Source organism: Pseudomonas sp. S12(2018) (assembly GCF_024355235.1).
In the GTDB taxonomy this organism is placed as follows: Bacteria; Pseudomonadota; Gammaproteobacteria; order Pseudomonadales; family Pseudomonadaceae; genus Aquipseudomonas; species Aquipseudomonas palmensis.
The window spans coordinates 146,246-170,253 of record NZ_QLAD01000008.1 but is presented as its reverse complement, the minus strand read 5'-3'; the positions used below and the strand labels follow the sequence as shown (position 1 = coordinate 170,253).

The 24,008-nt window shown below is 65.3% G+C and carries 24 protein-coding genes; 16 read left to right on the top strand and 8 right to left on the bottom strand.

The features are described 5' to 3' along the window. Positions 1 to 711, top strand: coding sequence for an LrgB family protein (locus DN388_RS19725; RefSeq protein WP_173925073.1), 711 nt, complete (start codon positions 1 to 3; stop codon positions 709 to 711). A gap of 9 nt (positions 712 to 720) precedes the next feature. Next, on the top strand, positions 721 to 1,311 hold the full coding sequence (locus DN388_RS19720; RefSeq protein ID WP_043863910.1) for an LON peptidase substrate-binding domain-containing protein: 591 nt from the start codon (positions 721 to 723) through the stop codon (positions 1,309 to 1,311). A gap of 3 nt (positions 1,312 to 1,314) precedes the next feature. Here the strand turns inward: DN388_RS19720 and DN388_RS19715 are convergent, their stop codons facing one another. Continuing rightward, the gene (locus DN388_RS19715) at positions 1,315 to 2,631 is read right to left on the bottom strand and encodes a bifunctional DedA family/phosphatase PAP2 family protein (RefSeq protein WP_054916340.1); all 1,317 of its coding nucleotides are present in this window, start codon (positions 2,629 to 2,631) and stop codon (positions 1,315 to 1,317) included. A 4-nt stretch (positions 2,632 to 2,635) separates the two neighbouring features. Continuing rightward, positions 2,636 to 3,328, bottom strand: coding sequence for a DNA-3-methyladenine glycosylase (locus tag DN388_RS19710; protein WP_043863908.1), 693 nt, complete (start codon positions 3,326 to 3,328; stop codon positions 2,636 to 2,638). A 190-nt stretch (positions 3,329 to 3,518) separates the two neighbouring features. On the opposite strand from DN388_RS19710, the gene DN388_RS19705 reads away from it, so the two are divergent. The 12 genes from DN388_RS19705 to lipA all read left to right on the top strand — a co-directional run bounded on the left by DN388_RS19705 (position 3,519) and on the right by lipA (position 14,878). Next, on the top strand, positions 3,519 to 4,790 hold the full coding sequence (locus DN388_RS19705; RefSeq protein ID WP_255001822.1) for a glutamate-5-semialdehyde dehydrogenase: 1,272 nt from the start codon (positions 3,519 to 3,521) through the stop codon (positions 4,788 to 4,790). 2 nt (positions 4,791 to 4,792) lie between these two features. Next, positions 4,793 to 5,479, top strand: coding sequence for a nicotinate-nucleotide adenylyltransferase (gene nadD / locus DN388_RS19700; RefSeq protein WP_043863906.1), 687 nt, complete (start codon positions 4,793 to 4,795; stop codon positions 5,477 to 5,479). 44 nt (positions 5,480 to 5,523) lie between these two features. Next, positions 5,524 to 5,949: a ribosome silencing factor gene (gene rsfS, locus DN388_RS19695; RefSeq protein ID WP_088514344.1), complete on the top strand. Its 426-nt coding sequence runs from the start codon at positions 5,524 to 5,526 to the stop codon at positions 5,947 to 5,949. A gap of 9 nt (positions 5,950 to 5,958) precedes the next feature. Next, positions 5,959 to 6,426, top strand: coding sequence for a 23S rRNA (pseudouridine(1915)-N(3))-methyltransferase RlmH (gene rlmH / locus DN388_RS19690; RefSeq protein WP_010222895.1), 468 nt, complete (start codon positions 5,959 to 5,961; stop codon positions 6,424 to 6,426). 15 nt (positions 6,427 to 6,441) lie between these two features. Continuing rightward, positions 6,442 to 8,394, top strand: a complete 1,953-nt coding sequence (gene mrdA, locus DN388_RS19685) for a penicillin-binding protein 2 (protein WP_054916341.1) — start codon at positions 6,442 to 6,444, stop codon at positions 8,392 to 8,394. A gap of 31 nt (positions 8,395 to 8,425) precedes the next feature. After that, the gene (gene rodA / locus DN388_RS19680) at positions 8,426 to 9,529 is read left to right on the top strand and encodes a rod shape-determining protein RodA (RefSeq protein WP_043863944.1); all 1,104 of its coding nucleotides are present in this window, start codon (positions 8,426 to 8,428) and stop codon (positions 9,527 to 9,529) included. Positions 9,530 to 9,546: 17 nt separating this feature from the next. Beyond that, positions 9,547 to 10,557 (top strand): lytic murein transglycosylase B, encoded by a 1,011-nt coding sequence (gene mltB, locus DN388_RS19675; protein ID WP_043863903.1) that lies wholly within the window; start codon positions 9,547 to 9,549, stop codon positions 10,555 to 10,557. Beyond that, a complete protein-coding gene (locus DN388_RS19670; RefSeq protein ID WP_043863902.1) occupies positions 10,557 to 11,558 on the top strand; it encodes a septal ring lytic transglycosylase RlpA family protein in 1,002 nt (333 codons plus the stop codon). Before mltB ends, DN388_RS19670 begins: the two co-directional genes overlap by 1 nt. A 135-nt stretch (positions 11,559 to 11,693) precedes the next feature. Next, positions 11,694 to 12,854: a D-alanyl-D-alanine carboxypeptidase family protein gene (locus DN388_RS19665; RefSeq protein ID WP_043863901.1), complete on the top strand. Its 1,161-nt coding sequence runs from the start codon at positions 11,694 to 11,696 to the stop codon at positions 12,852 to 12,854. Between the two features lie 76 nt (positions 12,855 to 12,930). Continuing rightward, positions 12,931 to 13,206 (top strand): DUF493 domain-containing protein, encoded by a 276-nt coding sequence (locus DN388_RS19660; protein ID WP_043863900.1) that lies wholly within the window; start codon positions 12,931 to 12,933, stop codon positions 13,204 to 13,206. Continuing rightward, a complete protein-coding gene (gene lipB, locus DN388_RS19655; RefSeq protein WP_043863899.1) occupies positions 13,206 to 13,853 on the top strand; it encodes a lipoyl(octanoyl) transferase LipB in 648 nt (215 codons plus the stop codon). Before DN388_RS19660 ends, lipB begins: the two co-directional genes overlap by 1 nt. A 2-nt stretch (positions 13,854 to 13,855) precedes the next feature. Next, entirely contained in the window at positions 13,856 to 14,878 is a 1,023-nt protein-coding gene (lipA, locus tag DN388_RS19650; RefSeq protein WP_043863898.1) for a lipoyl synthase, read from the top strand. Positions 14,879 to 15,014: 136 nt separating this feature from the next. Here lipA and DN388_RS19645 read toward each other — a convergent pair whose 3' ends face one another. The 5 genes from DN388_RS19645 to leuS form a co-directional block, all read right to left on the bottom strand. Next, complete coding sequence (locus tag DN388_RS19645) at positions 15,015 to 16,331, bottom strand: lytic murein transglycosylase (protein WP_043863897.1); 1,317 nt, start codon at positions 16,329 to 16,331, stop codon at positions 15,015 to 15,017. 61 nt (positions 16,332 to 16,392) lie between these two features. Beyond that, on the bottom strand, positions 16,393 to 16,557 hold the full coding sequence (gene arfA, locus DN388_RS19640; protein WP_054916343.1) for an alternative ribosome rescue factor ArfA: 165 nt from the start codon (positions 16,555 to 16,557) through the stop codon (positions 16,393 to 16,395). Between the two features lie 137 nt (positions 16,558 to 16,694). Beyond that, positions 16,695 to 17,732, bottom strand: a complete 1,038-nt coding sequence (gene holA, locus DN388_RS19635; protein ID WP_058540594.1) for a DNA polymerase III subunit delta — start codon at positions 17,730 to 17,732, stop codon at positions 16,695 to 16,697. A gap of 39 nt (positions 17,733 to 17,771) precedes the next feature. After that, the gene (gene lptE / locus DN388_RS19630) at positions 17,772 to 18,377 is read right to left on the bottom strand and encodes an LPS assembly lipoprotein LptE (protein ID WP_054916345.1); all 606 of its coding nucleotides are present in this window, start codon (positions 18,375 to 18,377) and stop codon (positions 17,772 to 17,774) included. Positions 18,378 to 18,435: 58 nt separating this feature from the next. Then, on the bottom strand, positions 18,436 to 21,042 hold the full coding sequence (gene leuS / locus DN388_RS19625; protein WP_054916346.1) for a leucine--tRNA ligase: 2,607 nt from the start codon (positions 21,040 to 21,042) through the stop codon (positions 18,436 to 18,438). Between the two features lie 237 nt (positions 21,043 to 21,279). On the opposite strand from leuS, the gene DN388_RS19620 reads away from it, so the two are divergent. Continuing rightward, positions 21,280 to 21,597 (top strand): hypothetical protein, encoded by a 318-nt coding sequence (locus tag DN388_RS19620; RefSeq protein WP_043863893.1) that lies wholly within the window; start codon positions 21,280 to 21,282, stop codon positions 21,595 to 21,597. Between the two features lie 134 nt (positions 21,598 to 21,731). Further along, entirely contained in the window at positions 21,732 to 22,493 is a 762-nt protein-coding gene (locus DN388_RS19615; RefSeq protein ID WP_058540592.1) for a YdcF family protein, read from the top strand. Here the strand turns inward: DN388_RS19615 and lnt are convergent. Then, positions 22,490 to 24,007, bottom strand: coding sequence for an apolipoprotein N-acyltransferase (gene lnt / locus DN388_RS19610; RefSeq protein WP_043863891.1), 1,518 nt, complete (start codon positions 24,005 to 24,007; stop codon positions 22,490 to 22,492). The two genes, DN388_RS19615 and lnt, sit on opposite strands and share 4 nt — an antisense overlap. Between the last annotated feature and the right edge of the window lies 1 nt (position 24,008).

The window sequence follows — 24,008 nt, the reverse complement described above, 5'->3', positions numbered from 1 at the left end:
CTGGACTGGCACGGCGCCCTCGATGCGGTCATCCACCACCCGCTGTTCGGCATCGGTATCACCCTGGGGGCCTATCAGCTGGTGCTGGCGGCCTACGACAAGACCCGCTGGATCTTCCTGCAGCCGGTACTGGTATCGATGCTGGTGGTGATCGGTGTACTGGTGACGTGCGGCGTGTCCTATGCCGAGTACCGCAAGAGCACCGAAATCATGAACATCCTGCTGGGCCCGGCCACCGTGGCCCTGGCGGTCCCGCTCTACCTGAACCTGCGGCGTATTCGCCAGCTGTTGTGGCCGACCTTGACTACGCTGGTAATCGGCGGCCTGGTCGCGACCTGTGCCTGCCTGTTGCTGGGCTGGTGGTTCGGTGCCGAACACATGATCCTGATGACCATGGCGCCCAAGTCGGTGACTTCGCCGATTGCGATGCTGGTGGCCGAGCAGATCGGCGGGGTGGCGGCGCTGGCGGCAGTGTTCGTGCTGATCACCGGGGTGATCGGGGCGATCTTCGGCCCGGCCCTGCTGTCGGCCTGCGGGGTGAGCAGCCCGGAAGCCCGCGGCATGGCACTGGGCATCAGTGCGCACGCGGTGGGCACGGCGGTGGCGTTGGAAGAAAGCGAGGAAACCGGGGCCTTCGCGGCCCTGGGCATGAGCCTGATGGGAGTGGTCACGGCGGTGTTCCTGCCGTTGGCGGTCAGCTTGGTTGCCTGAGGATATTCGATGACATTGCCCCTGTTTCCACTCAATACCGTGCTGTTCCCCGGCTGCAAGCTCGACCTGCAGATCTTCGAGGCGCGTTACCTGGACATGATCGGCCGCTGCATGAAGCAGGGCGGCGGGTTCGGCGTGGTGTGCATCCTCGAAGGCGAGCAGGTGGGCAATGCCCCGTCGGGGTTCGCGACAATCGGCTGCGAGGCGTTGATACGCGACTTCCAGCAGCAGGACAACGGCCTGCTGGGCATTCGCGTCGAGGGTGTGCGGCGCTTCGATGTCGGCCCCTACGAGGTGCAGAAGGACCAACTGCTGCTGGCCGACGTGAACTGGCGCAGCGAACAGCCCGACGCCCCCCTGGAGGAGGACGATCACGACCTGCTGGCATTGCTCGGCGCGCTGGGCGAGCACCCGATGGTGGCGGCACTGGATATGCCGGTCGAAGTCATCGGCCAGCAGGCACTGGCCAACCAGCTGGCCTACCTGCTGCCCTTCGAGGATGAAGACAAGCTCGATCTGCTGGCCATCGATTCGCCCCGCCAGCGCCTGGACGCGATCCAGGCGCTGCTCGAGCGGCTGCAGGGCGAGTTGTTCGCCTAGGTCTCAGTACTGGTAGCGCAGCAGGGCATGGGGCAAGGCATGCAGGGCGAAGAACGCCAGGGTGCCGGCGCAGGCCGGCAGGATCAGCCACCACACCTTGAGCGGCATGGCGCCGAGCGGTTCGCGGTGCTGCACCAGGCTCAGGCTGGCGGCGCACACGCAGCAGGCCAGCAGCGAGCCGGCGAGGATGTCGGTGGGCCAGTGTGCACCCAGGTAGACCCTGGACAGGGCAATCGACATCGCCGGCAGGCACCCCAGCAGAATCCAGGTCAGGCGCATGCGTGGCGGCTGGCCACGACCGGCCAGCACCGCCAGCGTCAGAAAGAACGCGAATGACGCCGAACTGTGGCCACTGGGCATGCTGTAGGAGGTCAGCGGGTCGCTGAGCACTTCGGGGCGCGCGCGGGCGAACAGCCACTTGAGTGTGCCGTTGGCCAGCGCCGTGCCCATCAGCGTGCAGGCGGCGAAGATCGCCGGGCGCCACTGCCGGCTCAGCAGCAGCAGGCCGGTGAGCACACCGCCCACCACGAACTGCGTGCGGAAGTCGCCCAGGCGGGTGATCAGTACGATGGTGCCGTCCAGCGTGGCGCGGCGGTGTTCCTGCACCAGCGTCATCAGGCCCTGGTCGAAATCGTTCAGGTACGGCCAGCCGATGAACACCGCAGCCAGCATTACCAGGCTCAGGCCGGCGATCAGCCGTGTGCCGTAGCGCTTGCTGCGCAGGCTGGTGCTGATGCTCAGGCCGATCAATAGTGCGAGGCCGGCGGCGATGATGCCTGCTTCGGTCCAGAACCCTTCGGGCAGCGGCAGGCGCATGGCCGCGCCGGTGGCCCAGCCGGGCAGCAGGTAGGCCACCGCCCAGCCGGCACCTGCCAACAGGCTGACGGCGATGAAGCGTGGCAAGGGCATGTCGAACATGCCCGCCACCATCGGCAGCATCGGCCGCAGCGGGCCGATGAAGCGCCCCACCAGCAGGCTGGCGATGCCATAGCGCTGGAAGTAGCTCTCGGCGCTGCCGATCCATTCGGGGTGGTGGCGCAGCAGCGGTAGGCGCCGGATGTTCTGGTGGAAGCGCCGGCCCAGGGTGTAGGAAATCGCATCGCCCAGCAGCCCGCCCAGAAAGCCCAGCAGCAGGGTTTCGCTCAGGCCCAGTGCGCCGCTGCCGGCGAGAACCGCCACGGCGAACAGCAGGATGGTGCCGGGCACGATGAGCCCGGCGATGGCCAGGCATTCGACGCAGGCCACGATGAAGATTGCCAGGCCGAGCCATTGCGGGTTCGCGGTCAGCCAGCCGGTCAGGCTGTCGAGCCATGGGCCCATGGTGTCAGTTTCCTTGTGTCAGTAAGAAATAGTCGCGGCCTTCGACTTGCCCACGGCGCAGCGGGTTCCGGGTGCAGTGCGCGGCGAAGTCGGCGTCGACGAAACGGTAGGGCAGATGTTCGTCGCGCCCTTGGGGAATGCCCAGGCGTGTGGTCTGAATAATGTGTTTCACGGTTATGCCGCAGTCTTCGACGAACAGCCGCTCGGGGTCGAAACGCTGGGCGTCCCAGTGCGGGACTTTCAGCCCCAGGGCCTTGCATAGCAGGGTCTGGCCGGCACACAGGCGCTGATCGGCGCGCGGCTGGCCGCTGGCGTCGGGGTTGTTCAGCTGCATCTGCGCCAGGCTGTTGTGGTCGCTGACGGCATCCACCCAGGGGTAGGCCGACTTGATCAGCACCGCGTTGCCGGGGCCGTGGGCGCTGAAGTTGAGCGAATCGCCGCCACGGGCGTAGTACATGTAGATGTGGCCGCCATCGAGGAACAGGGCCTTGCGTTTTTCGGTGTAGCCCAGCGAGGCGTGGCTGCCCTTGTCGGTGACGTAATAGGCTTCGGTCTCGATGATGCGCGCCGACAGCCACAGCTCGCCCTGACGATGGCGGATTACCTTGCCGAGCAGGGCCTTGGCCAGGGTCTGGGCGTCGCGGTCGAAGAAGCTGTCGGGGAGGGCCCGGGGCGGGCAGGGGGCGAATTCGGTCATGGGCGCGATAATAGCAATTTATGGTCCGGGTCGGCGGCGGGGCTTTGCTGGAGCCGGCCTTGCCGGCGAAGGGACGCGCTACGGTACATCTTCATACACTGTTTTCGACCATCCGCCTGACACCGCTGGGCGTATACCTGCATGACAGTTATAATCAGCCGATTTTCCCCTCCGCCAAGACACTGAGCCCATGACTGAGTCCGTTCTTGACTACATGACCCGCCTGGGTCGCGCCGCCCGTGAGGCCGCGCGCGTGATTGCCCGCGCCAGCACCGCGCAGAAGAACTGCGCCCTGCACGCTGCCGCCAATGCCCTGGACGCCGCCCGCGCCGAGCTGGGCGCCGCCAACGAACTGGACCTGGCTGCCGGCCGCGCCAATGGTCTGGAGCCGGCCATGCTCGAGCGCCTGGCGCTGACCCCGGCCCGCATCGACGGCATGATCGTCGGCCTGCGCCAGGTGGCCAGCCTGCCGGACCCGGTCGGTGCCATCCGCGACATGAGCTATCGCCCCTCCGGCATCCAGGTCGGCAAGATGCGCGTACCGCTGGGCGTCATCGGCATCATCTACGAGTCGCGCCCCAACGTGACCATCGACGCTGCCAGCCTGTGCCTGAAGTCGGGCAACGCCACCATCCTGCGTGGCGGCTCCGAAGCCATTCATTCCAACCGTGCCATTGCCGCCTGCATCCAGCGCGGCCTGGCCGAGGCCGACCTGCCCGCGGCGGTGGTGCAGGTGGTCGAGGTCACCGACCGCGAGGCGGTGGGCGCGCTGATCAGCATGCCCGAGTACGTCGACGTGATCGTGCCCCGTGGCGGCAAGGGCCTGATCGAACGGGTCAGCCGCGACGCACGGGTGCCGGTGATCAAGCACCTGGACGGCATCTGCCACGTGTACGTGGCCGAGCACGCCGAGCTGGACAAGGCCCAACGCATCGCCTTCAACGCCAAGACCTATCGCTACGGCATCTGCGGCGCCATGGAAACCCTGCTGGTCGACCAGTCGGTCGCTGCGGCGTTCCTGCCGGCGATGGCCAGCCAGTTTCGCGACAAGGGCGTGGAGCTGCGGGGCTGCGAGCGCACCCGGCAGATCATCGAGGCACTGCCGGCCAGCGAAGACGACTGGAGCACCGAGTACCTGGCGGCGATTCTGTCGATTCGCGTGGTCGATGGCCTGGATGCGGCCATCGAGCACATCAACCACTATGGTTCGCACCATACCGATTCGATCGTCACCGAACACCAGGGTCAGGCCCGGCGCTTTACCGCCGAGGTCGACTCCTCGTCGGTGATGATCAACACCCCGACCTGCTTTGCCGACGGCTTCGAGTACGGCCTGGGGGCCGAGATCGGCATCTCCACCGACAAGCTGCATGCACGCGGCCCGGTCGGACTGGAAGGGCTGACCTGCGAGAAGTACGTGGTGATCGGTGACGGCCAGCTGCGCGGTCAGGAGTCGTTCTGACCTTGGCCGAGCACAGCCCGCTCGCCGTTGCTGCCACGCCGTCGCCCGCCCGGCGCATCGGCGTGCTCGGCGGCACGTTCGATCCGGTGCACATCGGTCACCTGCGCAGTGCGCTGGAGGTGGCCGAAGTGCTGACGCTGGACGAACTGCGCCTGATGCCCAATGCGCGCCCGCCGCACCGCGACATGCCGCAGGTGTCGGCGCAGGATCGCCTGGCCATGGTCGAACGAGCGGTCGAGGGCGTGCCCCTGCTGAGCGTCGATGCGCGTGAGCTGGCCCGGGACAAGCCGTCCTACACCATCGATACGCTGGAGCTGATGCGCGCCGAAATGGCCGCTGACGACCAGTTGTTCCTGCTGCTGGGCTGGGACGCATTCTGCGGCCTGCCGAGCTGGCATCGCTGGGAAGAGTTGTTGCAACACTGTCATATCCTGGTGCTTCAGCGCCCGGATGCCGACGTCGAGTCGCCGGATGCCCTGCGCAACCTGCTGGCCGCACGTTCGGTGAGTGACCCGCAAGCCCTGCAGGGGCCGGCCGGGCACATAGCATTCGTCTGGCAGACACCCTTGTCGGTGTCGGCCACGCAGATCCGACAGCTGCTGGCCAGCGGCAAGTCGGTGCGGTTTCTGGTGCCGGACGCAGTACTGGCCTATATCGATGCGCACGGCCTGTACCGTGTGCCGAACTGAGTGCGCCAACGGCGCCTCATACCTACGAGTTGAATGAGTTTTATATGAGCAAGCAAGAAATGATTAAAGGCGAAGAGCTGGTCAAGGTCGCGGTAGCTGCCCTTGAAGACGTCAAGGCCCAGGACGTCCTGGTCATCGACGTTCGCGACAAGCAGAGCATCACCGACTACATGATCATCGCCACCGGTACCTCCAACCGTCAGATCAGCGCGATGCTGGACAAGGTCCGCCAGATGGTCAAGGAGAAGGGCGTTCGTCCGCTGGGCGAAGAAGGCAAGGGCGACAGCGACTGGGTGCTGCTGGACCTGGACGACGTCATCGTGCACATGATGACCGCCTCGGCCCGTCAGTTCTACGACCTGGAGCGCCTGTGGAAAGGTGCCGAGCAGAGCCGTGCCGCCGATGGCAAGCACCACAGCCCGGAGCACACCCACGAGCACTTCGCCAAGCTCAACAAAGACCAGGAATAAGGTAGCCCCGTGCGTCTGCGTCTGATCGCGGTCGGCTCGCGCATGCCCAAATGGGTCGAGGACGGCTGGCATGAATATGCCAAGCGCCTGCCGTCGGAGCTGTCCCTGGAGCTGGTGGAGATACCGCTCAACACGCGCGGCAAGAATGCTGACGTTGCCCGCCTGATTCGTCAGGAGGGCGAGGCCATGCTGGCCAAGGTCCAGCCGGGCGAGCGTATCGTCACCCTCGAGGTGCACGGCAAGCCGTGGAGCACCGAACAGCTGGCGGTCGAACTGGACCGCTGGCGCCTCGACTCGCGTACCGTCAACTTCATGGTCGGCGGCCCCGAAGGGCTGGCGCCGGAAGTCTGTGCGCGGGCCGAGCAGCGCTGGTCGCTGTCGCCGCTGACCTTGCCGCACCCGTTGGTAAGGATACTGATCGGCGAGCAGCTGTACCGCGCCTGGACCGTGTTGTCCGGGCACCCTTACCACAAATAGTCGTAAGCCTTTTCAATGTCGCAGCCGATTCGCCTCAAGGACCACGAGAAAGACGCCCGCCTGGTGCGTAGCCGCGTCGTGGTCGGCGCAGTCGCGATCGTGCTGCTGATTTGCGTGCTGATCGCCCGGCTGTACTACCTGCAGGTCATTCAGTACGACTACCACTCCACGCTGTCGGAGAACAACCGGGTGCATGTGCAGCCGATCCCGCCGACACGCGGGCTGATCTTCGACCGCAACGGGGTGATCGTCGCCGACAACCGGCCAAGCTTCAGCCTCACCATGACCCGCGAGCGTTCCGGTGACTGGCAGCAGGTGCTCGATTCCATCGTCGAGGTGCTGGAGCTGACCGAGGACGACCGGGCACTGTTCGAAAAACGCATGCGCCAGGGGCGTCGGCCCTTCGAGCCGGTACCGATCCTGTTCGAGCTGACCGAAGAGCAGATCGCCCGGATAGCGGTGAACCAGTTCCGTCTGCCGGGTGTGGAGGTGGCGGCGCAGCTGGTACGCCATTACCCGCAGGGTGCGCACTTTGCGCATTCGGTCGGCTATGTGGGGCGCATCAACGAAAAAGAGCTCAAGTCCCTCGACCCGGTCAACTACAGTGGCACCCACCATATCGGCAAGACCGGTATCGAGCGCTTCTACGAAGCCGAGCTGCATGGCCAGGTCGGCTACGAAGAGGTCGAGACCAACGCCCGTGGCCGGGTGCTGCGGGTGCTCAAGCGTACCGATCCGATCCCCGGCAAGGACATCGTCCTGAGCCTGGACATCAAGTTGCAGGAAGCCGCCGAAGCGGCGCTGGGCGGTCGTCGTGGCGCGATCGTGGCGCTCGACCCGAACACAGGTGAAGTGCTGGCGATGGTCAGTCAGCCGAGCTTCGACCCCAACCCCTTCGTCACCGGCATCAGCTTCAAGGCCTATGCCGAGCTGCGCGACTCGATCGACCGCCCGCTGTTCAACCGCGTACTGCGCGGCCTGTATCCGCCGGGGTCGACGATCAAGCCGGCAGTGGCCATCGTCGGCCTGGACACCGGCGCGGTCACGGCCACCTCGCGGGTGTTCGACCCGGGCTACTACCAACTGCCCAACTATGACCACAAGTACCGCAACTGGAACCGCACCGGTGATGGCTGGGTCGACCTCGACACGGCGATCATGCGTTCCAACGACACCTATTTCTACGACCTGGCGCACAAGGTCGGCATCGACCGGCTTTCGGCCTACATGAACCGCTTCGGCATCGGCCAGAAGGTCGCGCTGGACATGTTCGAGGAATCCTCCGGGCTGATGCCGTCGCGTGACTGGAAGCGCGCGACCCGGCGCCAGGCCTGGTTCCCCGGCGAGACACTGATCCTCGGCATCGGCCAGGGCTACATGCAGGCCACGCCGCTGCAACTGGCCCAGGCCACCGCGCTGATCGCCAGCAAGGGCAAGTGGAACCGCCCGCACCTGGCCAAGACCGTCGAGGGCGTGCGCCCGGTGGACGAGAACCCGATGGAAGACATCGTGCTGCGTGACAAGGCCGACTGGAACAGGGTCACCCACGGCATGGAGATGGTGATGCACGGTGCCCGTGGTACCGCGCGCAAGGCCGCCATCGGCGCGCAGTACCGCATCGCCGGCAAGAGTGGTACTGCGCAGGTGGTCGCGATCAAGCAGGGCGAGAAGTATGACCGCAACAAGGTGCAGGAGCGTCACCGCGACCACGCCCTGTTCGTGTCCTTCGCCCCGGCCGAAAACCCGAAGATCGTGGTGTCGGTGATGGTCGAGAACGGCGAGTCCGGCTCCGGCGTGGCCGCCCCCGTGGTGCGCCAGGTGATGGACGCCTGGCTGCTCGACCAGAACGGTCGCCTCAAGCCTGAATACGCCAACCCCGCGGGCGCCCCGACCAATGTGTCGGTGACCACCCCGGCCGCCCCGCCAGCCAACCCTACAACCGCGCAGGAAACGGCCCGTGAAGAGTAATTTCGATCGCATGCTCTCCAGCGAGGACGTGATGCGCCGCCGCGCCAGCTTCCTGCAGCGCATCCACGTCGACGGCCCGCTGCTGGTGCTGCTGCTGACCCTGGCCGCCGGCAGCCTGTTCGTGCTGTATTCGGCCAGCGGCAAGAACTGGGACATGCTGCTCAAGCAGGCGTCCTCGTTCGGCCTGGGCCTGGTGTCGATGTTCGTCATCGCCCAGCTGGAGCCACGCTTCATGGCGCGCTGGGTGCCACTGGCGTACGTCGGCGGGGTGATCCTGCTGGTGGTGGTGGACGTGATGGGCCACAACGCCATGGGCGCCACGCGCTGGATCAACATCCCCGGGGTGATCCGCTTCCAGCCGTCGGAGTTCATGAAGATCATCATGCCGGCGACCATCGCCTGGTACCTGGCCAAGCGCACCCTGCCGCCGCACCTCAAGCACGTGATGATCAGCCTGATCCTGATCGGTGTGCCGTTCATTCTCATCGTGCGCCAGCCCGACCTGGGCACCGCGTTGCTGATCCTGGCCTCGGGCGCGTTCGTGCTGTTCATGGGCGGGCTGCGCTGGCGCTGGATCCTCAGCGTGCTGGCGGCGGCAGTGCCGGTGGCGGTGGCGATGTGGTTCTTCGTCATGCACGACTACCAGAAGCAGCGCGTGCTGACTTTCCTCGACCCGGAAAGCGACCCGTTGGGCACCGGCTGGAACATCATCCAGTCCAAGGCGGCGATCGGCTCGGGTGGGGTATTCGGCAAGGGTTGGCTGCTCGGCACCCAGTCGCACCTGGACTTTCTGCCCGAGAGCCACACCGACTTCATCATCGCCGTGCTCGGCGAGGAATTCGGCCTGGTGGGCATCTGCGCGCTGCTGCTGATCTACCTGCTGCTGATCGGTCGCGGCCTGGTGATCACGGCCCAGGCGCAGACACTGTACGGCAAGCTGCTGGCCGGCAGCCTGACCATGACCTTCTTCGTATACGTGTTCGTCAATATCGGTATGGTGAGCGGCCTGTTGCCCGTGGTGGGCGTGCCGCTGCCCTTCATCAGCTATGGCGGAACTTCGCTCGTGACGCTGCTGTCAGCGTTTGGGGTTTTGATGTCGATCCACACGCACCGCAAATGGATCGCGCAGGTTTGAATAAGGTGAACAATTCAATGCAAGCAATGCGTGGCTGGGTGGCTCGCTGTGCCCCCTGGGTCGGGCTGTTGGGGCTGCTGGCCCCAGGTCAGCAGGCGAGTGCCGCCGATTATGACGGCTCGCCCCAGGTGGCCGAGTTCGTCGGCGAGATGACCCGCGACTACGGCTTTGCCGGCGAGCAACTGATGGCGGTGTTTCGCGAGGCGCAGCGCAAGCAGTCGATCCTGGATGCGATCTCGCGCCCGGCCGAGCGGGTCAAGCCGTGGAAGGAATACCGGCCGATGTTCATCACCGACGCGCGCATCGCCCGCGGTGTGGACTTCTGGCGCCAGCACGAGGCCACCCTGGCGCGCGCCGAAAAGGAATACGGCGTGCCTGCCCAGGTGATCGTGGCGATCATCGGCGTGGAGACCTTCTTTGGCCGCAACACCGGCAATTACCGGGTGATCGACGCGCTGTCGACCCTGGGCTTCGATTACCCGCCGCGGGCCGAGTTCTTCCGCAAGGAGCTGCGCGAGTTCCTGCTGCTGGCCCGCGAAGAGCAGGTCGACCCGCTGACCCTCAAGGGCTCGTACGCCGGCGCCATGGGCCTGCCGCAGTTCATGCCCAGCAGCTTTCGCGCCTATGCCGTGGACTTCGACGGCGACGGCCACATCAATATCTGGACCAACCCGGACGATGCCATCGGCAGCGTGGCCAGCTACTTCAAGCGCCATGGCTGGGTGGCCGGCGAGGGCGTGGTCAGCCGCGCCCAGGTGCGTGGCGAACGTGTCGACGAGGGCCTGAGCCCGGGTATCGAGGCGGTCAAGACCGTCGCGCAGTTGCGGGCACTGGGCTGGTCGAGTCATGATGCGCTGCGCGATGATCTGCCGGTCACCGCCTTCCGGCTCGAAGGCGACAACGGCCCGGAATACTGGCTGGGCCTGAAGAATTTCTACGCGATCACTCGCTACAACCGCAGCGTGATGTACGCCATGGCGGTACATCAACTCTCGGATCAGCTGGTCCAGGCAAGGGGCGCCAGGTAATGCGCGTACTGTTTACTGACACATCTCTCAAACTGATCGGTTGCGCGGCCCTGGGCCTGTTGCTGGTCAGCTGCTCCTCCAGCCGCCCGACGCCGCAAGGTGGCAGCAACGTGGTTCGCGCCAAGCCGGGCCTGGACATCAACCGGGCCCACAAGGACGGCGCGCCGTGGTGGGACGTGGATGTCTCGAAGATCCCCGACGCCACCCCAACGGTGCACACCGGCAACTACAAGGCCAACCCCTACACGGTGCTGGGCAAGACCTACTTCCCGATCCAGGACTCGCGCAACTACCGCGCCGAGGGCACGGCGTCGTGGTACGGCACCAAGTTCCACGGGCAGAACACCGCCAATGGCGAGGTGTACGACCTGTACGGCATGAGTGCGGCGCACAAGACCCTGCCACTGCCGGCCTACGTCAAGGTGACCAACCTGGACAACCAGCGCAGCGTGATCCTGCGGGTCAACGACCGTGGTCCGTTCTATTCGGACCGCATCATCGACCTGTCCTACGCCGCGGCCAAGAAGCTCGGCTACGCCGAAACCGGTACCGCCCGGGTGCGCGTCGAGGGCATCGACCCGCAGCAATGGTGGGCCCAGCGTGGTCAGCAGGCGCCGATGGTGCTCAACCAGCCCCAGGTGGCCCAGACCCAGCCGCTGCCGGCCAGTACCGGCACCGTCGAGCAATGGACCCCGCCGCCGCAGCAGCACGCGGCGGCCGTGGTGCCGGTGCAGGTTGCCAACAACGGCAGCGGGCCGGCCAGCAATGGTCTTTACTTGCAGGTCGGCGCGTTCGCCAACCCGGATGCGGCCGAACTGCTGCGCTCCAAGCTCAGCGGCATGGTCAGCGCGCCGGTGTTCATCAGTTCCATCGTGCGCAACCAGCAGACCCTGCACCGCGTGCGCCTGGGGCCGATCAACAGCCAGGGCGAGGCCCAGCAGATGCAGGACAGCGTGCGCCTGGCCAACCTGGGGCAACCCAAAGTCGTCACGGCAGATTGATCGGGGGGACTGATCGGTTTGTCATGCAGTCGGGCAGAGCAGCCATGTACAATGGCCGTTTTGCTCGCCAGGCCCAGCGCCTGGAATACGTTTTGCCCGCGAGGGCATGAGCCCAATAGCCATTTCGAGAGACGGATGAACATAACCAGCTTTGCCAAACGCCTTTGCCTGCTTGTACCGCTGATGATCGCTCCTGCCGCTTTCGCGGCAGAGCAGATGATGCCGTCGCCGCCGCAACTGGCAGCCAAGTCCTACGTGCTCATGGAAGCCTCCAGCGGCAACATCCTGGTCGAGAACAATGGCGACCAGCGCCTGCCTCCGGCGAGCCTGACCAAGCTGATGACCGCCTACATCGCCACCCTGGACATCCGTCGCGGGCAGATCGGCGAGAACGATCCGGTCACCGTCAGCGAAAACGCCTGGCGTACCGGCGGTTCGCGCATGTTCATCAAGGTCGGCACCCAGGTCAGCGTCAGCGACCTGCTGCACGGCATCATCATCCAGTCCGGCAACGACGCCAGCGTCGCCCTGGCCGAGCACATCGCCGGCAGTGAAGACGCCTTCGCCGACATGATGAACAAGACTGCCACCGACCTGGGCATGAGCAACAGCCACTTCATGAACCCCACCGGCCTGCCGAACCCCGAGCACTACTCCTCGGCGCACGACATGGCGGTGCTGGCACGGGCGATCATCCACGAGGATCCGGCGCACTACGCGATCTACTCGCAAAAGGAATTCTTCTGGAACAACATCAAGCAGCCCAACCGCAACCTGCTGCTGTGGCGCGACAAGACCGTCGACGGCCTGAAGACCGGCCACACCGACGAGGCGGGCTACTGCATGGTGTCCTCGGCAGTACGTGACGGCATGCGCCTGATCGCCGTGGTGTTCGGTACCAACAGCGAGCAATCGCGCGCTGCCGAAACCCAGAAGCTGCTGACCTACGGTTTCCGCTTCTTCGAGACCCAGACCTTCTACCAGAAGGGCACCGAACTGGCCCAGGCGCCGGTGTGGAAGGGCAAGACAGCCCAGGTCAAGGCAGGTCTTGCCGAAGACCTGAGCATGACTTTGCCTAAAGGCCAATTGAAGAAGCTGGCTGCAAGCATGACCATGAACCCGCAGCTGACCGCGCCCATCGCCAAAGGTGACGTGATCGGTAAAGTGGAAGTCAAACTGGATGACAATGTGGTACACAGCGCCGACCTGATCGCGCTGGACGACGTGGAGGAAGGTGGTTTCCTGCGTCGTGCGTGGGATAGCATTCGGCTATTCTTCTACGGGCTGTTCAACTGATATCGTGACCTGCCATGCCCCCGCACACTCACGCGGGGGCATTGTTGTTGCCACGGCTTACGAGGCCGTTACTGCCATGACCGAACCAGACGTCAAGTCGCACAAGATCGAATTCCCCTGCGCTGATTACCCGATCAAGATAATCGGCGACACCGTGGTCCATTTCAGGGACACGGTGATCGAGATTCTCAAGAAATATGCCGAGGTCGACCTCAAGACCCTGGCCGAGCGCCAGAGCAAGGAAGGCAAGTACACCACGGTGCAGCTGCACATCATTGCCACCAGTGAAGACCAGTTGCAGAACATCAACAGTGCCCTGCGCGCGACCGGAATCGTGAAAATGGTGCTCTGATGTCGGCCAGCCTCGGCTTTCGCGACCTCGGCCTGCTGCCTTACACGGCCGTGCTCGAGGCCATGCGTCGGTTCACCGACCAGCGTGGCCCGGGCACGGCCGATGAAGTGTGGCTGGTTGAACACCCGCCGGTGTTCACCCAGGGCCAGGCCGGCAAGGCCGAGCACCTGCTGCTGCCGGGAGATATCCCGGTGGTGCAGACCGACCGCGGTGGCCAGGTGACCTACCATGGACCGGGTCAGCTGGTGGCCTACCTGTTGCTCGATGTACGCCGCCTGGGCTTTGGCGTGCGTGACCTGGTCAGCCGCATGGAGCGCTGCCTGATCGAGCTGCTGGGCAGTTATGGCGTCGAGGCGGCGGCCAAGCCCGACGCGCCTGGCGTCTACGTCGACGGGGCGAAGATCGCCTCCCTCGGCTTGCGCATTCGCAATGGCTGTTCTTTCCATGGCCTTGCCTTGAACGTGGACATGGACCTTGCGCCATTCCGCCGGATTAACCCCTGCGGGTATGCGGGGCTGGCCATGACCCAGCTGCGCGATCAGGCAGGCCCGATCGAACTCACCGAGGTAAGGGCAAGGCTGCGCGGGCAGCTGGTCAAGCACCTCGACTATGCTGAGCAGACGACCCTTGCGGGCGGAATCGACTGAATATGAATACTGTTGTGCAAGAACCGCAGCAAACCCTTATTCCCACTCAGGACGTCAGCGCGCGCCCGGCCCCACGGCCCAAGGTCGAAGCTGGCGTCAAGCTGCGTGGCGCCGAAAAGGTTGCACGTATCCCGGTCAAGATCATCCCGACCGAGGAACTGCCGAAAAAACCTGACTGGATCCGCGTGCGCATCCCGGTGTCGCCGGAAGTCGACCGCATCAAGCAGTTGCTGCGCAAGCACAAGCTGCACAGCGTGTGCGAAGAGGCTTCCTGCCCGAACCTGGGCGAGTGCTTCTCGGGCGGCACCGCCACCTTCATGATCATGGGTGACATCTGCACCCGTCGCTGCCCGTTCTGCGACGTCGGCCACGGCCGGCCCAAAGCGCTGGATGTCGACGAGCCGATGAACCTGGCCGTGGCCATCGCCGACCTGCGCCTGAAGTACGTGGTGATCACCTCGGTGGACCGCGACGACCTGCGTGACGGCGGTGCCCAGCACTTTGCCGACTGCCTGCGCGAGATCCGCAAGCTGTCGCCGGGCGTGCAGCTGGAAACCCTGGTGCCGGACTACCGCGGACGCATGGACGTGGCACTGGCGATCACGGCCCAAGAGCCGCCGGATGTGTTCAACCACAACCTGGAAACCGTGCCGCGCCTGTACAAGGCCGCGCGTCCGGGTTCGGACTACCAGTGGTCGCTGACCCTGCTGCAGAAGTTCAAGGAGCTGGTGCCGCACGTACCGACCAAGTCCGGCCTGATGCTGGGCCTGGGCGAGACCGACGAGGAAGTGATCGAGGTGATGCATCGCATGCGCGAGCACAACATCGACATGCTGACCCTGGGCCAGTACCTGCAGCCATCGCGCAGCCACTTGCCGGTGCAGCGTTTCGTGCACCCGGACACCTTCGCCTGGTTCGCCGAGGAAGGCTACAAGATGGGCTTCAAGAACGTCGCCTCGGGCCCGCTGGTGCGTTCGTCGTACCATGCCGACCAACAGGCGCACGAGGCCAAGATCAAGCTGTGACCGGCGTGTGACTGGCTGAAAAAAGGCCCCCGTACCAGCGATGGTACGGGGGCCTTTTTGTTGATGGCTTCACTGGCTTCTTCGCCGGCAAGGCCGGCTCCTACAGGCTGTGGGAGCCGGCCCTGCCGTCGCGCTGTCAGCGCTTGCGCAGGCTTTCCAGCAGCTTGTGCGTCGGGTAGCCATCGGCCGGCCAGCCCTGCGCCTGCTGCGCACTGCGGATGGCCTTGCGCGTGTTGGCGCCGATGATCCCGTCTGCGGTACCCGCGTCATAATTGTTGGCGCTGAGCAGTTGCTGCAGCTCGATCCGCTCGCTGCGGCTCAGCGGCAGGTCATCCTTGGGCCACGACCCGCGAATGAAGCCCGAGTTGTCGAAGCGTTCCGCCAGCAGGCTTACGGCCAGCGCATAGGACGACGAGTTGTTGTACTTGAGGATCGCGCGGAAGTTGTCCAGCACCAGGAATGCCGGGCCACGGGCGCCCGCCGGCAGCAGCAGGGCGGCCGACAGCTGTTCGGTACCAGCCGGGGCACGGGCACCGGCTGGCAGGGTCACACCCAGTTGCTGCCACTCCGCCACGCTCTTGCGCAGGCTGCCATCGGCCAGCCAGTAGTCGAAGCTGCCTGGCACCTGGACTTCGAAGCCCCAGGGCTCGCCACGTTTCCAGCCGGAGCTTTGCAGGTAGTGCGCGGTGGAGGCCAGCGCATCGGCCGAGCTCTTCCAGATGTCGCGGCGACCGTCGCCGTCGAAGTCCACGGCGTGGGTGTTGTAGGTGGTCGGGATGAACTGGGTCTGGCCCATTGCGCCGGCCCACGAACCCAGCATGGCCTCGGGCTGGATATCGCCGTTCTGCAGGATCTGCAGGGCCGCGATCAGCTGCGCCTGGGCAAATGCCGGGCGGCGTCCTTCATAGGCCAGGGTGGCCAGGGAGCGGATCACCGACTTGCTGCCCTGGAACTGGCCGAAGTTGCTCTCCATGCCCCATACCGACACCAGTACGCTGCGGTCCACGCCATAGCGTTGCTCCAGCTGGCTGAGCAGAACGGCATGCTGGTCGAGCAGCTTCTTGCCGTTGCGAACGCGCAGGGGCGACAGCGCGCCCTCGAGGTATTCCCACACCGGCCGGGTGAATTCGGGTTGGCTGCGGTCGGCCTTGATCACGTCCATGTCGGGGGTGATGCCGATGAACGCGCGGTCGAAGGTGGCCGGGGTGATGCCGGCCTGCAGGGCCTGCTGACGAAAGCCGGCTTGCCATTGGGCAAAGGTCTGCAGGGGCTGGATTTCCGGGCTGGCGTCGGTGTTCGGGGTGGGCAGGGTGACCACCGGGGCAGGTTGCGCGGGAGCCAGGGGCAGGGTGTCGGCGACGGTAGGTTGCTCGGCACAGGCGACGAGCAGGATAAGGCTGGAAGCTGCGGTCAGCTGGCGAAGTTGCCGGCGACGGGAGGGGCATAAGGGCATGCATGGGTCCAGGTATTTCAGGTCAGGTGACGACCATATCATGCCTGTGGGTTTCTTGCTTTCATGCGGCCAAAAAGTGAGAAGCCTCCCAATCTCTCGATTGGAAGGCTTCGCGGCGGTAGCTGCCTTTGCCTTTGCCGGCGGGTTCCTGACGGCTGCGGAACAAGGGCTGGGCGATGATCGATTTGGCCTTGTTGGGCCGGTGCTTTGCGGGCTTTTTGCTCATGGCAGAGGTCCTGCTCAGATGGGTGTGGGCGCAATATAGGCGCTGAACCCCTCGCAGGCAAGGGCAGAGCCGGCATTGCCGGCGATGGGCTGCGCAGCGGCCCCCAGAAGCTTCGCCGGTGCTGACCGTCAGGGGGGTTACTCGGCAGGCAATGCCAGCCGCTGACCCGCCATCAACAGCGACAGCCGCGACAGGCTCACCCAGGGCGAGCCCTGGGCCTGGCCCTTTATCTGCGCATCGATGCGCTGGGCATCCTGCAGCAGCTGCGCCCAGCGTTGCGCCGAGTAACGCTGCAGGGCCTTGCTCATCAAGGGCTTGCGCTTGTCCCACACTGGCGGGCGAGCCTGGCTGAACGCCTTGTCCAGCGGCACGCCCTGGGCGAACTGCTGGGCCAGGCCGGCCAGTACACGCAGCTCGCGCGCCAGTGCCCAGAGGATCACCGGTGGCTCGACCCCTTCGCCGCGCAGCCCCTCGAGCATGCGCAGCGCATGCGCGGCCTCGCCGTTGAGGATCGCATCGACCAGGCCAAACACGTCGAAACGTGCACTGTCGGCCACTGCTGCCTGCACGGTTTCCACCGTGATCGTGTTGCCGTCGGCCAGCAGCTTGAGCTTTTCGATCTCCTGCGCTGCGGCCAGCAGGTTGCCTTCGACCCGTGCGGCGATCAGCTCCACCGCATCACGCTGGGCCGAGAGCCCGGCCTGGGCCAGGCGCTGGTTGATCCATTGCGGCAGCTGCTGGGTGTCGACCGGCCAGATCTGCACGAACTGCACCTGCTGGCCTTCGATCAGGGCCTTGCCCCACTTGGTCTTCTGCGCGCTGCCATCAAGCTTGGGCAGGCTGACCAGCAGCAGGGTGTCGTCGGCCGGGCGCGCACAGTATTCGATCAGTGCCGCCGCGCCCTTGTCGCCGGGCTTGCCCGATGGCAGGCGCAGCTCCAGCACACGCTTTTGCGCGAACAGCGACAGGCTGGCACCGGCCTGCAGCAGGGTGCCCCAGTCGAAGTTGGCGTCGGCGCTGAACACCTGGCGTTCGTCGAACCCTTGCTGGCGAGCCGCCAGGCGCACCGCATCGGCGGCTTCCTGGCACAGCAACGGGTCGTCGCCACTGATCACGTAGACCGGTGCGAGGTTGCCTTGCAGGTGTTTGGGCAGTTGGGCAGGTGTGAGCTTCATAGGACAGATAGACGGGGCGCCGAAGCGCCCCGTTCAGGCTCAGTTGGCCGGCAGTTCCAGCGGCGATTGCTGGGGGGTTGCATCCTGGGCACGGCGTGCAGCTTCAAGCGCCTGGGCTTCGGCCTTGGCCCGCTCATCGGCCTGCTGTTGCAGGCTGTCGAGCTGCTCGGGGGTCAGTTGCTGCAGGCGCAGCACCATGCGCTGCACCAGCTCGCGACGAATCTCGTCACGGATCTGGCCGGCTTCCTGATCGGAACCGGTCAGGTTGTTGCTGTCGTGCACGTAGACCTTCTGCACTTCGATCTTGTCGTTCAGCAGGCTCAGGTTGTCCAGGCCCTTGATCTCGTAGCTAAGCTCGGTGGTCAGCTCGTACTCCACCGAACGGCCGGCGCCGGCATAGCTGGCCGCGCGCTGGTTTTCCTGTTCGTTGGTCAGGATCAGCTTGTACGGCGCACCTGTGTGCACGTTGACGCCGCTGGTTTGCAGTACCTGGCGCAGCTGGGTCACGGTTTCGCCATAGGCATTGCGCGCGCTCAGGTCGATTTCCTTGAGGCTCAGCTCGGTGACACCGGTGCCACGCAGCTGGAAACCGCAGGCGCTGAGCAGGACCGCCAGGCCCATCACCAGCAGATTGCGTTTGATCATCTTGTTGCTCCCTTGAACCTTGTAGGCGGTGCGGGCGCCATCAAGGCGCCCGTTGCTCTCAGTTGGCGACGATATTGACCAGCTTGCCAGGTACCACGATGACCTTGCGGATGCTCAGGCCTTCGGTGAAACGCAGCACGTTCTCGTTGCTGCGCGCGGCGGCCTCGATTTCTTCACGGCTGGCGCCGGCCGGCATTTCGATGTGCCCGCGCAGTTTGCCGTTGACCTGGATGACCAGTTCGAGGGTGTCCTGCACCAGCGCGCTTTCGTCGACCGCCGGCCAGCCGGCATCGATGATGGCCTGGGTGTGGCCCAGGCGCTGCCACAGCTCGTGGCTGATGTGCGGGGTGATCGGCGCCAGTATCAGGGCCACGGTCTCCAGGCCTTCCTGGATCAGTGCACGGTCCAGGTCGGTGGCTTGCGAGGCCTTTTCCAGCACGTTCATCAGGGTCATCACCTGGGCGATGGCGGTGTTGAACTTGTTGTGCTGGCCCACGTCGATGCTGGCCTGGCGGATCGCCGAATGGGTGGCACGGCGTACCAGCTTCTGTGCGTCGTTCAGGTTGCCCAGCTCCAGCTTGCCCGGCAGACCCTGGCCAACGTGGGCCTGGGCCAGGCGCCAGACGCGGCGCAGGAAGCGGTTGGCACCCTCGACGCCGGAGTCTGACCATTCCAGGCTCATGTCGGGCGGCGAAGCGAACATCATGAACAGGCGGCAGGTGTCGGCACCGTAGGCTTCGATCATCGATTGCGGGTCGACGCCGTTGTTCTTGGACTTGGACATCTTTTCGGTGCCACCGATGATCACCGGCAGGCCGTCGGTCTTCAGGCGTGCACTGATGGCCTTGCCCTTGGCATCCAGCTCGACTTCGACGTCGGCCGGGTTGAACCAGTCCTGGCCGCCGTTGCTGGCGACACGGTAGTAGGTGTCGGCCACGACCATGCCCTGGGTCAGCAGGTTCTTGAACGGCTCGTTGGAGGTGACCAGCCCTTCGTCGCGCATCAGCTTGTGGAAGAAGCGCGCGTACAGCAGGTGCAGGATCGCGTGCTCGATACCGCCGATGTATTGATCGACCGGCAGCCAGTGGTTGGCCGCCTTAGGGTCGACCAGGCCCTGGTCGTAGTTGGGCGAGGCATAACGGGCGAAGTACCAGGACGACTCGACGAAGGTGTCCATGGTGTCGGTTTCGCGCTTGGCCGGCTGGCCGCATTTCGGGCAGCTGCATTCGTAGAATTCAGGCAGGCGCGCCAGCGGCGAGCCGGCGCCGTCCGGAACCACGTTCTCCGGCAGGATGACCGGCAGTTGGTCTTCCGGCACCGGTACGTCGCCACAGGCGTCGCAATGGATGATCGGGATCGGGCAGCCCCAGTAGCGCTGGCGGCTGATGCCCCAGTCGCGCAGGCGGAACTGGGTGCGGGATTGGCCCAGGCCCTTGGTGATCAGGGCGGCTTCGATGGCATCGAAGGCGCCGGGGAAGTCCAGGCCGTCGAACGCGCCGGAGTTGATCAGCTGGCCGTGCTCGTTGTAGGCGGCCTGCCATTCGCTGCCCACTTGATCGCCGGCACTGGTGCGCACCACGGTCTTGATCGGCAGCTTGTACTTGGTGGCGAACTCGAAGTCGCGTTCGTCGTGGGCCGGTACGGCCATGACTGCGCCGTCGCCGTAGTGCATCAGCACGTAGTTGGCGACCCACACCGGGAGCTTCTCGCCGGTCAGCGGGTGCTCGACCAGCAGCGAAGTGGCCAGGCCCTTCTTCTCCTGGGTGGCGACGTCGGCTTCGGCAACGCTGCCGCTCTTGCACTCGTCGATGAACGCCTGCAGCTCAGGGTTGCCCTTGGCTGCGAGGGTCGCCAGCGGGTGCTCTGCGGCCACTGCCACGTAGGTGGCGCCCATCAGGGTGTCGGGGCGGGTGGTGAAGACTTTCAGCGTGCCCGCTTCGCCGATGCTGGCCTGGTCGTAGGGGAACTGCACTTCCATGCCGCGCGACTTGCCGATCCAGTTGCGCTGCATGGTCTTGACCTGTTCAGGCCAGCCCGGCAGCTCGTCGAGGCTTTCCAGCAGCTCGTCGGCGTAGGCGGTGATCTTGAAGTAGTACATCGGGATTTCGCGCTTTTCGATCAGCGCGCCGGAACGCCAGCCACGGCCGTCGATGACCTGCTCGTTGGCCAGTACGGTCTGGTCGGCCGGGTCCCAGTTCACGGTGCCGTTCTTGCGGTAGATCACGCCCTTTTCGAACAGGCGGGTGAACAGCCACTGCTCCCAGCGGTAGTAGTCCGGCTTGCAGGTGGTGATCTCGCGGGTCCAGTCGATCGCCAGGCCCAGGCTCTTGAGCTGGGTCTTCATGTAATCGATGTTTTCGTAGGTCCACTTGGCCGGTGCCACGTTGTTCTTCATCGCGGCGTTTTCCGCCGGCATGCCGAAGGCGTCCCAGCCCATTGGCTGCAGGACGTTCTTGCCGAGCATGCGCTGGTAGCGCGCGATCACGTCGCCGATGGTGTAGTTGCGCACGTGCCCCATGTGTAGCTTGCCGCTTGGGTAAGGGAACATCGACAGGCAGTAGTAGGTGTCCTTGCCTGGCTGTTCACTGACGTCAAAAGAGTGGTGCTCGTTCCAGTAAGACTGGGCGGCGGCTTCGATTTCGCGGGGCTGATAGAGTTCGTGCATGGCTACTTTGCGCTGAGAAATGGGAGACCTTATCCAGGCTGGTTCAAAACCGTTGTGCCCGGCAATCCGGTGTCAAGAGTGAACGCCGTAGCATACATGACCCCCGTCCATCGTGGGAAACCCTGATTGCACCGGATCGGCCGGCGTTCCGTTGGTCGCGGCAACGGGCTGGTTTTGGGAGTGCCGCTAAGCTGACGTGTGGGGGGAGATGAATCTTATCTTCAATGAGGTGAACGGATGGGAGAGTCGCAGCTGGAACCACTGAAGCCGGAGATTTACGAGCGGTTGCTCGATCGCCTGGGGCTTGCCCTGGATGTCGCCCGTACGGCCGCTCGATTGCGTGATGAAATGCCTGCCGAACTGGAACTGCGTGGCCTGAGCCGCGCCGAATTCGACGTGATCAGGGCCTATCTGGCGTCGTTGCCGGAGGGGGCGCCGGGTCGTGCCGAAGCGATGCAGCAAGCGCAGCCGCCGTCCAGGGCCAAGGTCGTCTGGCTCAAGCAGGCGGCGCGTTCCACCCACACGGCAAAGCCCGGAAAGCTGCACTGCAAATAGATAGGCAGTTGCCGGGCACAATCAGGCGCAGGCGGAGTGCGCCACTGGCACCATGATTCCCATTGATCGGCGCCTGGCGGCATTGTTGCCAGGCGCCGTTTGTCTGTAGCCTTGGGCATCCATGGAGGTGCCTGATGCCATTTCGCTATTTCATCAAACAACTGATTCTGCCGCCCGGCGTGCTGCTGTTGCTGCTGCTGGCAGCGTGGTGGCTGCGCCGGTCCTGGCCGCGTACCTCGCTGTTGTGTTTCATCGCCGGCCTGGGCGGGCTGTGGCTGATGAGCCTGCCGGTGGTGGTGGAGTTCGCGGCGCGCCAGCTGGAGCGTGTGCCGCCGCTTGCGCCGCAGCAGTGGCAGGCGCTGGCCGGCCAGGCCGACGCGATCGTGGTGCTGGGCGCCGGGCGCGAGCGCGGTGATCCGGCCTGGGGTGGCGCCGACCAGCCCACCGGCGTGGCACTGGAGCGCATGCGCTACGCGGCGCAACTGGCCAAGGCCAGCGGCCTGCCGCTGTTGACCAGCGGTGGGCTGCACTACGGTACGCCGCCGAGCGAGGCGCGATTGATGGCCGATTCGTTGCAGCGCGATTTCGACGTGCCGGTACGCTGGCTCGAAGAGCAGAGCCGTACCACCTGGGAGAACGCCCAGATGAGCGCCGCGCTGCTGTTGCCGCAGGGCGTGAAGCGTGTGGTGGTGGTCACCCAGGCCTGGCACATGCCGCGTGCGGTGTGGAGTTTCGAACAGGCGGGGTTCGACGTGGTGGCGGCGCCGGTTGGCTATCTGGGGCATGCCTATGCACGCCCGTTCGGCGGCTGGATGCCCGAGAGCCGCGCCATGTGGCAGAGCGGCCAACTGCTCAACGAAGCAGTCGGCCTGCTGGGTTATCGCCTGTTCTACTAGACCGTCTTGGCAATGCGGCTGGCCAGCAGGGCCCAGCCGAACAGGCCCAGGCACAGGAGGGTCAGCGGCCAGGAGCGCCAGTGCAGGTAGGGCGTGAGTTTCTGCATCGGCACCACTTCACCGTAGAGGATGCCGCGTTCGAACTGCGGAATCTGCGCGGTGATCTTGCCGAACGGGTCGATCAGGCCGGTGACGCCGTTGTTGGTGGCGCGGATCATCCAGCGCCCGGCTTCCAGCGCGCGCATCTGCGCCATCTGCAGGTGCTGGATGGGGCCGATCGACTTGCCGAACCAGGTGTCGTTGCTGATGGTCAGCAGGATGTCGCTCTTGGCGGCAAGGCTGGCGGCCAGTTCCGGGTAGACCACTTCGTAGCAGATCATCGGCGCCAGGTGGTAACCCTTGGCCTGCAGCATGGCCTGGTCTTCGGGGCCGCGGGCGAAGTCCGACATCGGCAGGTCGAAGAAGGCGATCAGGCCACGCAGCATGTCCTGCAGGGGCACGTACTCGCCAAAGGGCACCAGCTTCTGCTTGAGGTAGGTGCCGTCACCCTCGCCGACCACGGTGATGCCGTTGTAGTAGCGCCGCTGCTGGTGCACCACCTCACGTACCGGCACACCCGTGATCAGCGCCGAATGCCGGTCAGTGGCGAAGCTGCCCATCATGTCCAGGTAGCCCTGGGCCTGTTCCTTGAGCACCGGCACTGCGGTTTCGGGCCACACGATCAGGTCCACGGGCCGGGAACTGAAGCTCATGTCGCGGTACAGCGCCAGTTGCCGGTTGAGCTGCTCGGGGTCCCACTTCAGTTCCTGCTCGATGTTGCCCTGGATTGCCGCGACCTTCAGCGGCTCGCCCGAAGGTACGGTCCAGGCATGGCCCTTGAGCGCCAGGCCGATGATCCACGGGGCGAACAGCAGCAGCGCGCCGATGGCCATGAAGCCCTTGCGCTCGCGCAGGCGATGCAGGTTGCACAGCAGGGCGGCGGTCAGGGCCAGGGTGAAGGACACCAGCCACATGCCGCCCAGCGGAGCCAGGCCCGCCAGCGGACCGTCCAGCTGACTGTAGCCGGCATAGAGCCACGGGAAACCGGTGAGAAACCAGCCGCGGAACGCCTCCTGGCCCACCCACAGGGCGGCAAAGCACAGGGCGTCGGCCAGCGGTGCTTCAGGGCGGCGCAGCCAGCGCGCCCACAGCCAGGCCGGCAGGGCGAAAAACCACGCGATGGCGGCGAAGAACAGCAGCATCAGGCCGCCGGCCAGCAGCGCCGAGGCGCCGCCGTAGTCGTGGATGCTGACGTAGATCCACCAGGTGCCGGCACCGAACAGGCCGAAGCCGTAGCACCAGCCGCGCCACAGCGCCTGGCGCGGGCTCAGCTCGCGCAGGCCGAGGTAGAACAGCGCCAGCGACAGCAGCGACAGCGACCAGATATCGAACGGGGCCAGGCTCAGCGGGGTGAGGGCGCCGGCCGCCACGGCCAGCAGGTTACCGGGCCAGCCGGGGCGGGTGATCCAGCGCATG

Coding starts and splice junctions, on each gene's coding strand:
- DN388_RS19670 (WP_043863902.1), top strand. CDS start 10,557: ATGCGCGTACTGTTTACTGACACATCTCTCAAACTGATCGGTTGCGCG.
- DN388_RS19615 (WP_058540592.1), top strand. CDS start 21,732: ATGCCATTTCGCTATTTCATCAAACAACTGATTCTGCCGCCCGGCGTG.
- lnt (WP_043863891.1), bottom strand. CDS start 24,007: ATGCGCTGGATCACCCGCCCCGGCTGGCCCGGTAACCTGCTGGCCGTG.
- rsfS (WP_088514344.1), top strand. CDS start 5,524: ATGAGCAAGCAAGAAATGATTAAAGGCGAAGAGCTGGTCAAGGTCGCG.
- DN388_RS19620 (WP_043863893.1), top strand. CDS start 21,280: ATGGGAGAGTCGCAGCTGGAACCACTGAAGCCGGAGATTTACGAGCGG.
- rodA (WP_043863944.1), top strand. CDS start 8,426: ATGCGCCGCCGCGCCAGCTTCCTGCAGCGCATCCACGTCGACGGCCCG.
- DN388_RS19705 (WP_255001822.1), top strand. CDS start 3,519: ATGACTGAGTCCGTTCTTGACTACATGACCCGCCTGGGTCGCGCCGCC.
- lipB (WP_043863899.1), top strand. CDS start 13,206: ATGTCGGCCAGCCTCGGCTTTCGCGACCTCGGCCTGCTGCCTTACACG.
- mrdA (WP_054916341.1), top strand. CDS start 6,442: ATGTCGCAGCCGATTCGCCTCAAGGACCACGAGAAAGACGCCCGCCTG.
- leuS (WP_054916346.1), bottom strand. CDS start 21,042: ATGCACGAACTCTATCAGCCCCGCGAAATCGAAGCCGCCGCCCAGTCT.
- lptE (WP_054916345.1), bottom strand. CDS start 18,377: ATGATCAAACGCAATCTGCTGGTGATGGGCCTGGCGGTCCTGCTCAGC.
- lipA (WP_043863898.1), top strand. CDS start 13,856: ATGAATACTGTTGTGCAAGAACCGCAGCAAACCCTTATTCCCACTCAG.
- DN388_RS19720 (WP_043863910.1), top strand. CDS start 721: ATGACATTGCCCCTGTTTCCACTCAATACCGTGCTGTTCCCCGGCTGC.
- DN388_RS19645 (WP_043863897.1), bottom strand. CDS start 16,331: ATGCCCTTATGCCCCTCCCGTCGCCGGCAACTTCGCCAGCTGACCGCA.
- DN388_RS19710 (WP_043863908.1), bottom strand. CDS start 3,328: ATGACCGAATTCGCCCCCTGCCCGCCCCGGGCCCTCCCCGACAGCTTC.
- holA (WP_058540594.1), bottom strand. CDS start 17,732: ATGAAGCTCACACCTGCCCAACTGCCCAAACACCTGCAAGGCAACCTC.
- DN388_RS19665 (WP_043863901.1), top strand. CDS start 11,694: ATGAACATAACCAGCTTTGCCAAACGCCTTTGCCTGCTTGTACCGCTG.
- DN388_RS19715 (WP_054916340.1), bottom strand. CDS start 2,631: ATGGGCCCATGGCTCGACAGCCTGACCGGCTGGCTGACCGCGAACCCG.
- mltB (WP_043863903.1), top strand. CDS start 9,547: ATGCAAGCAATGCGTGGCTGGGTGGCTCGCTGTGCCCCCTGGGTCGGG.
- arfA (WP_054916343.1), bottom strand. CDS start 16,557: ATGAGCAAAAAGCCCGCAAAGCACCGGCCCAACAAGGCCAAATCGATC.
- DN388_RS19660 (WP_043863900.1), top strand. CDS start 12,931: ATGACCGAACCAGACGTCAAGTCGCACAAGATCGAATTCCCCTGCGCT.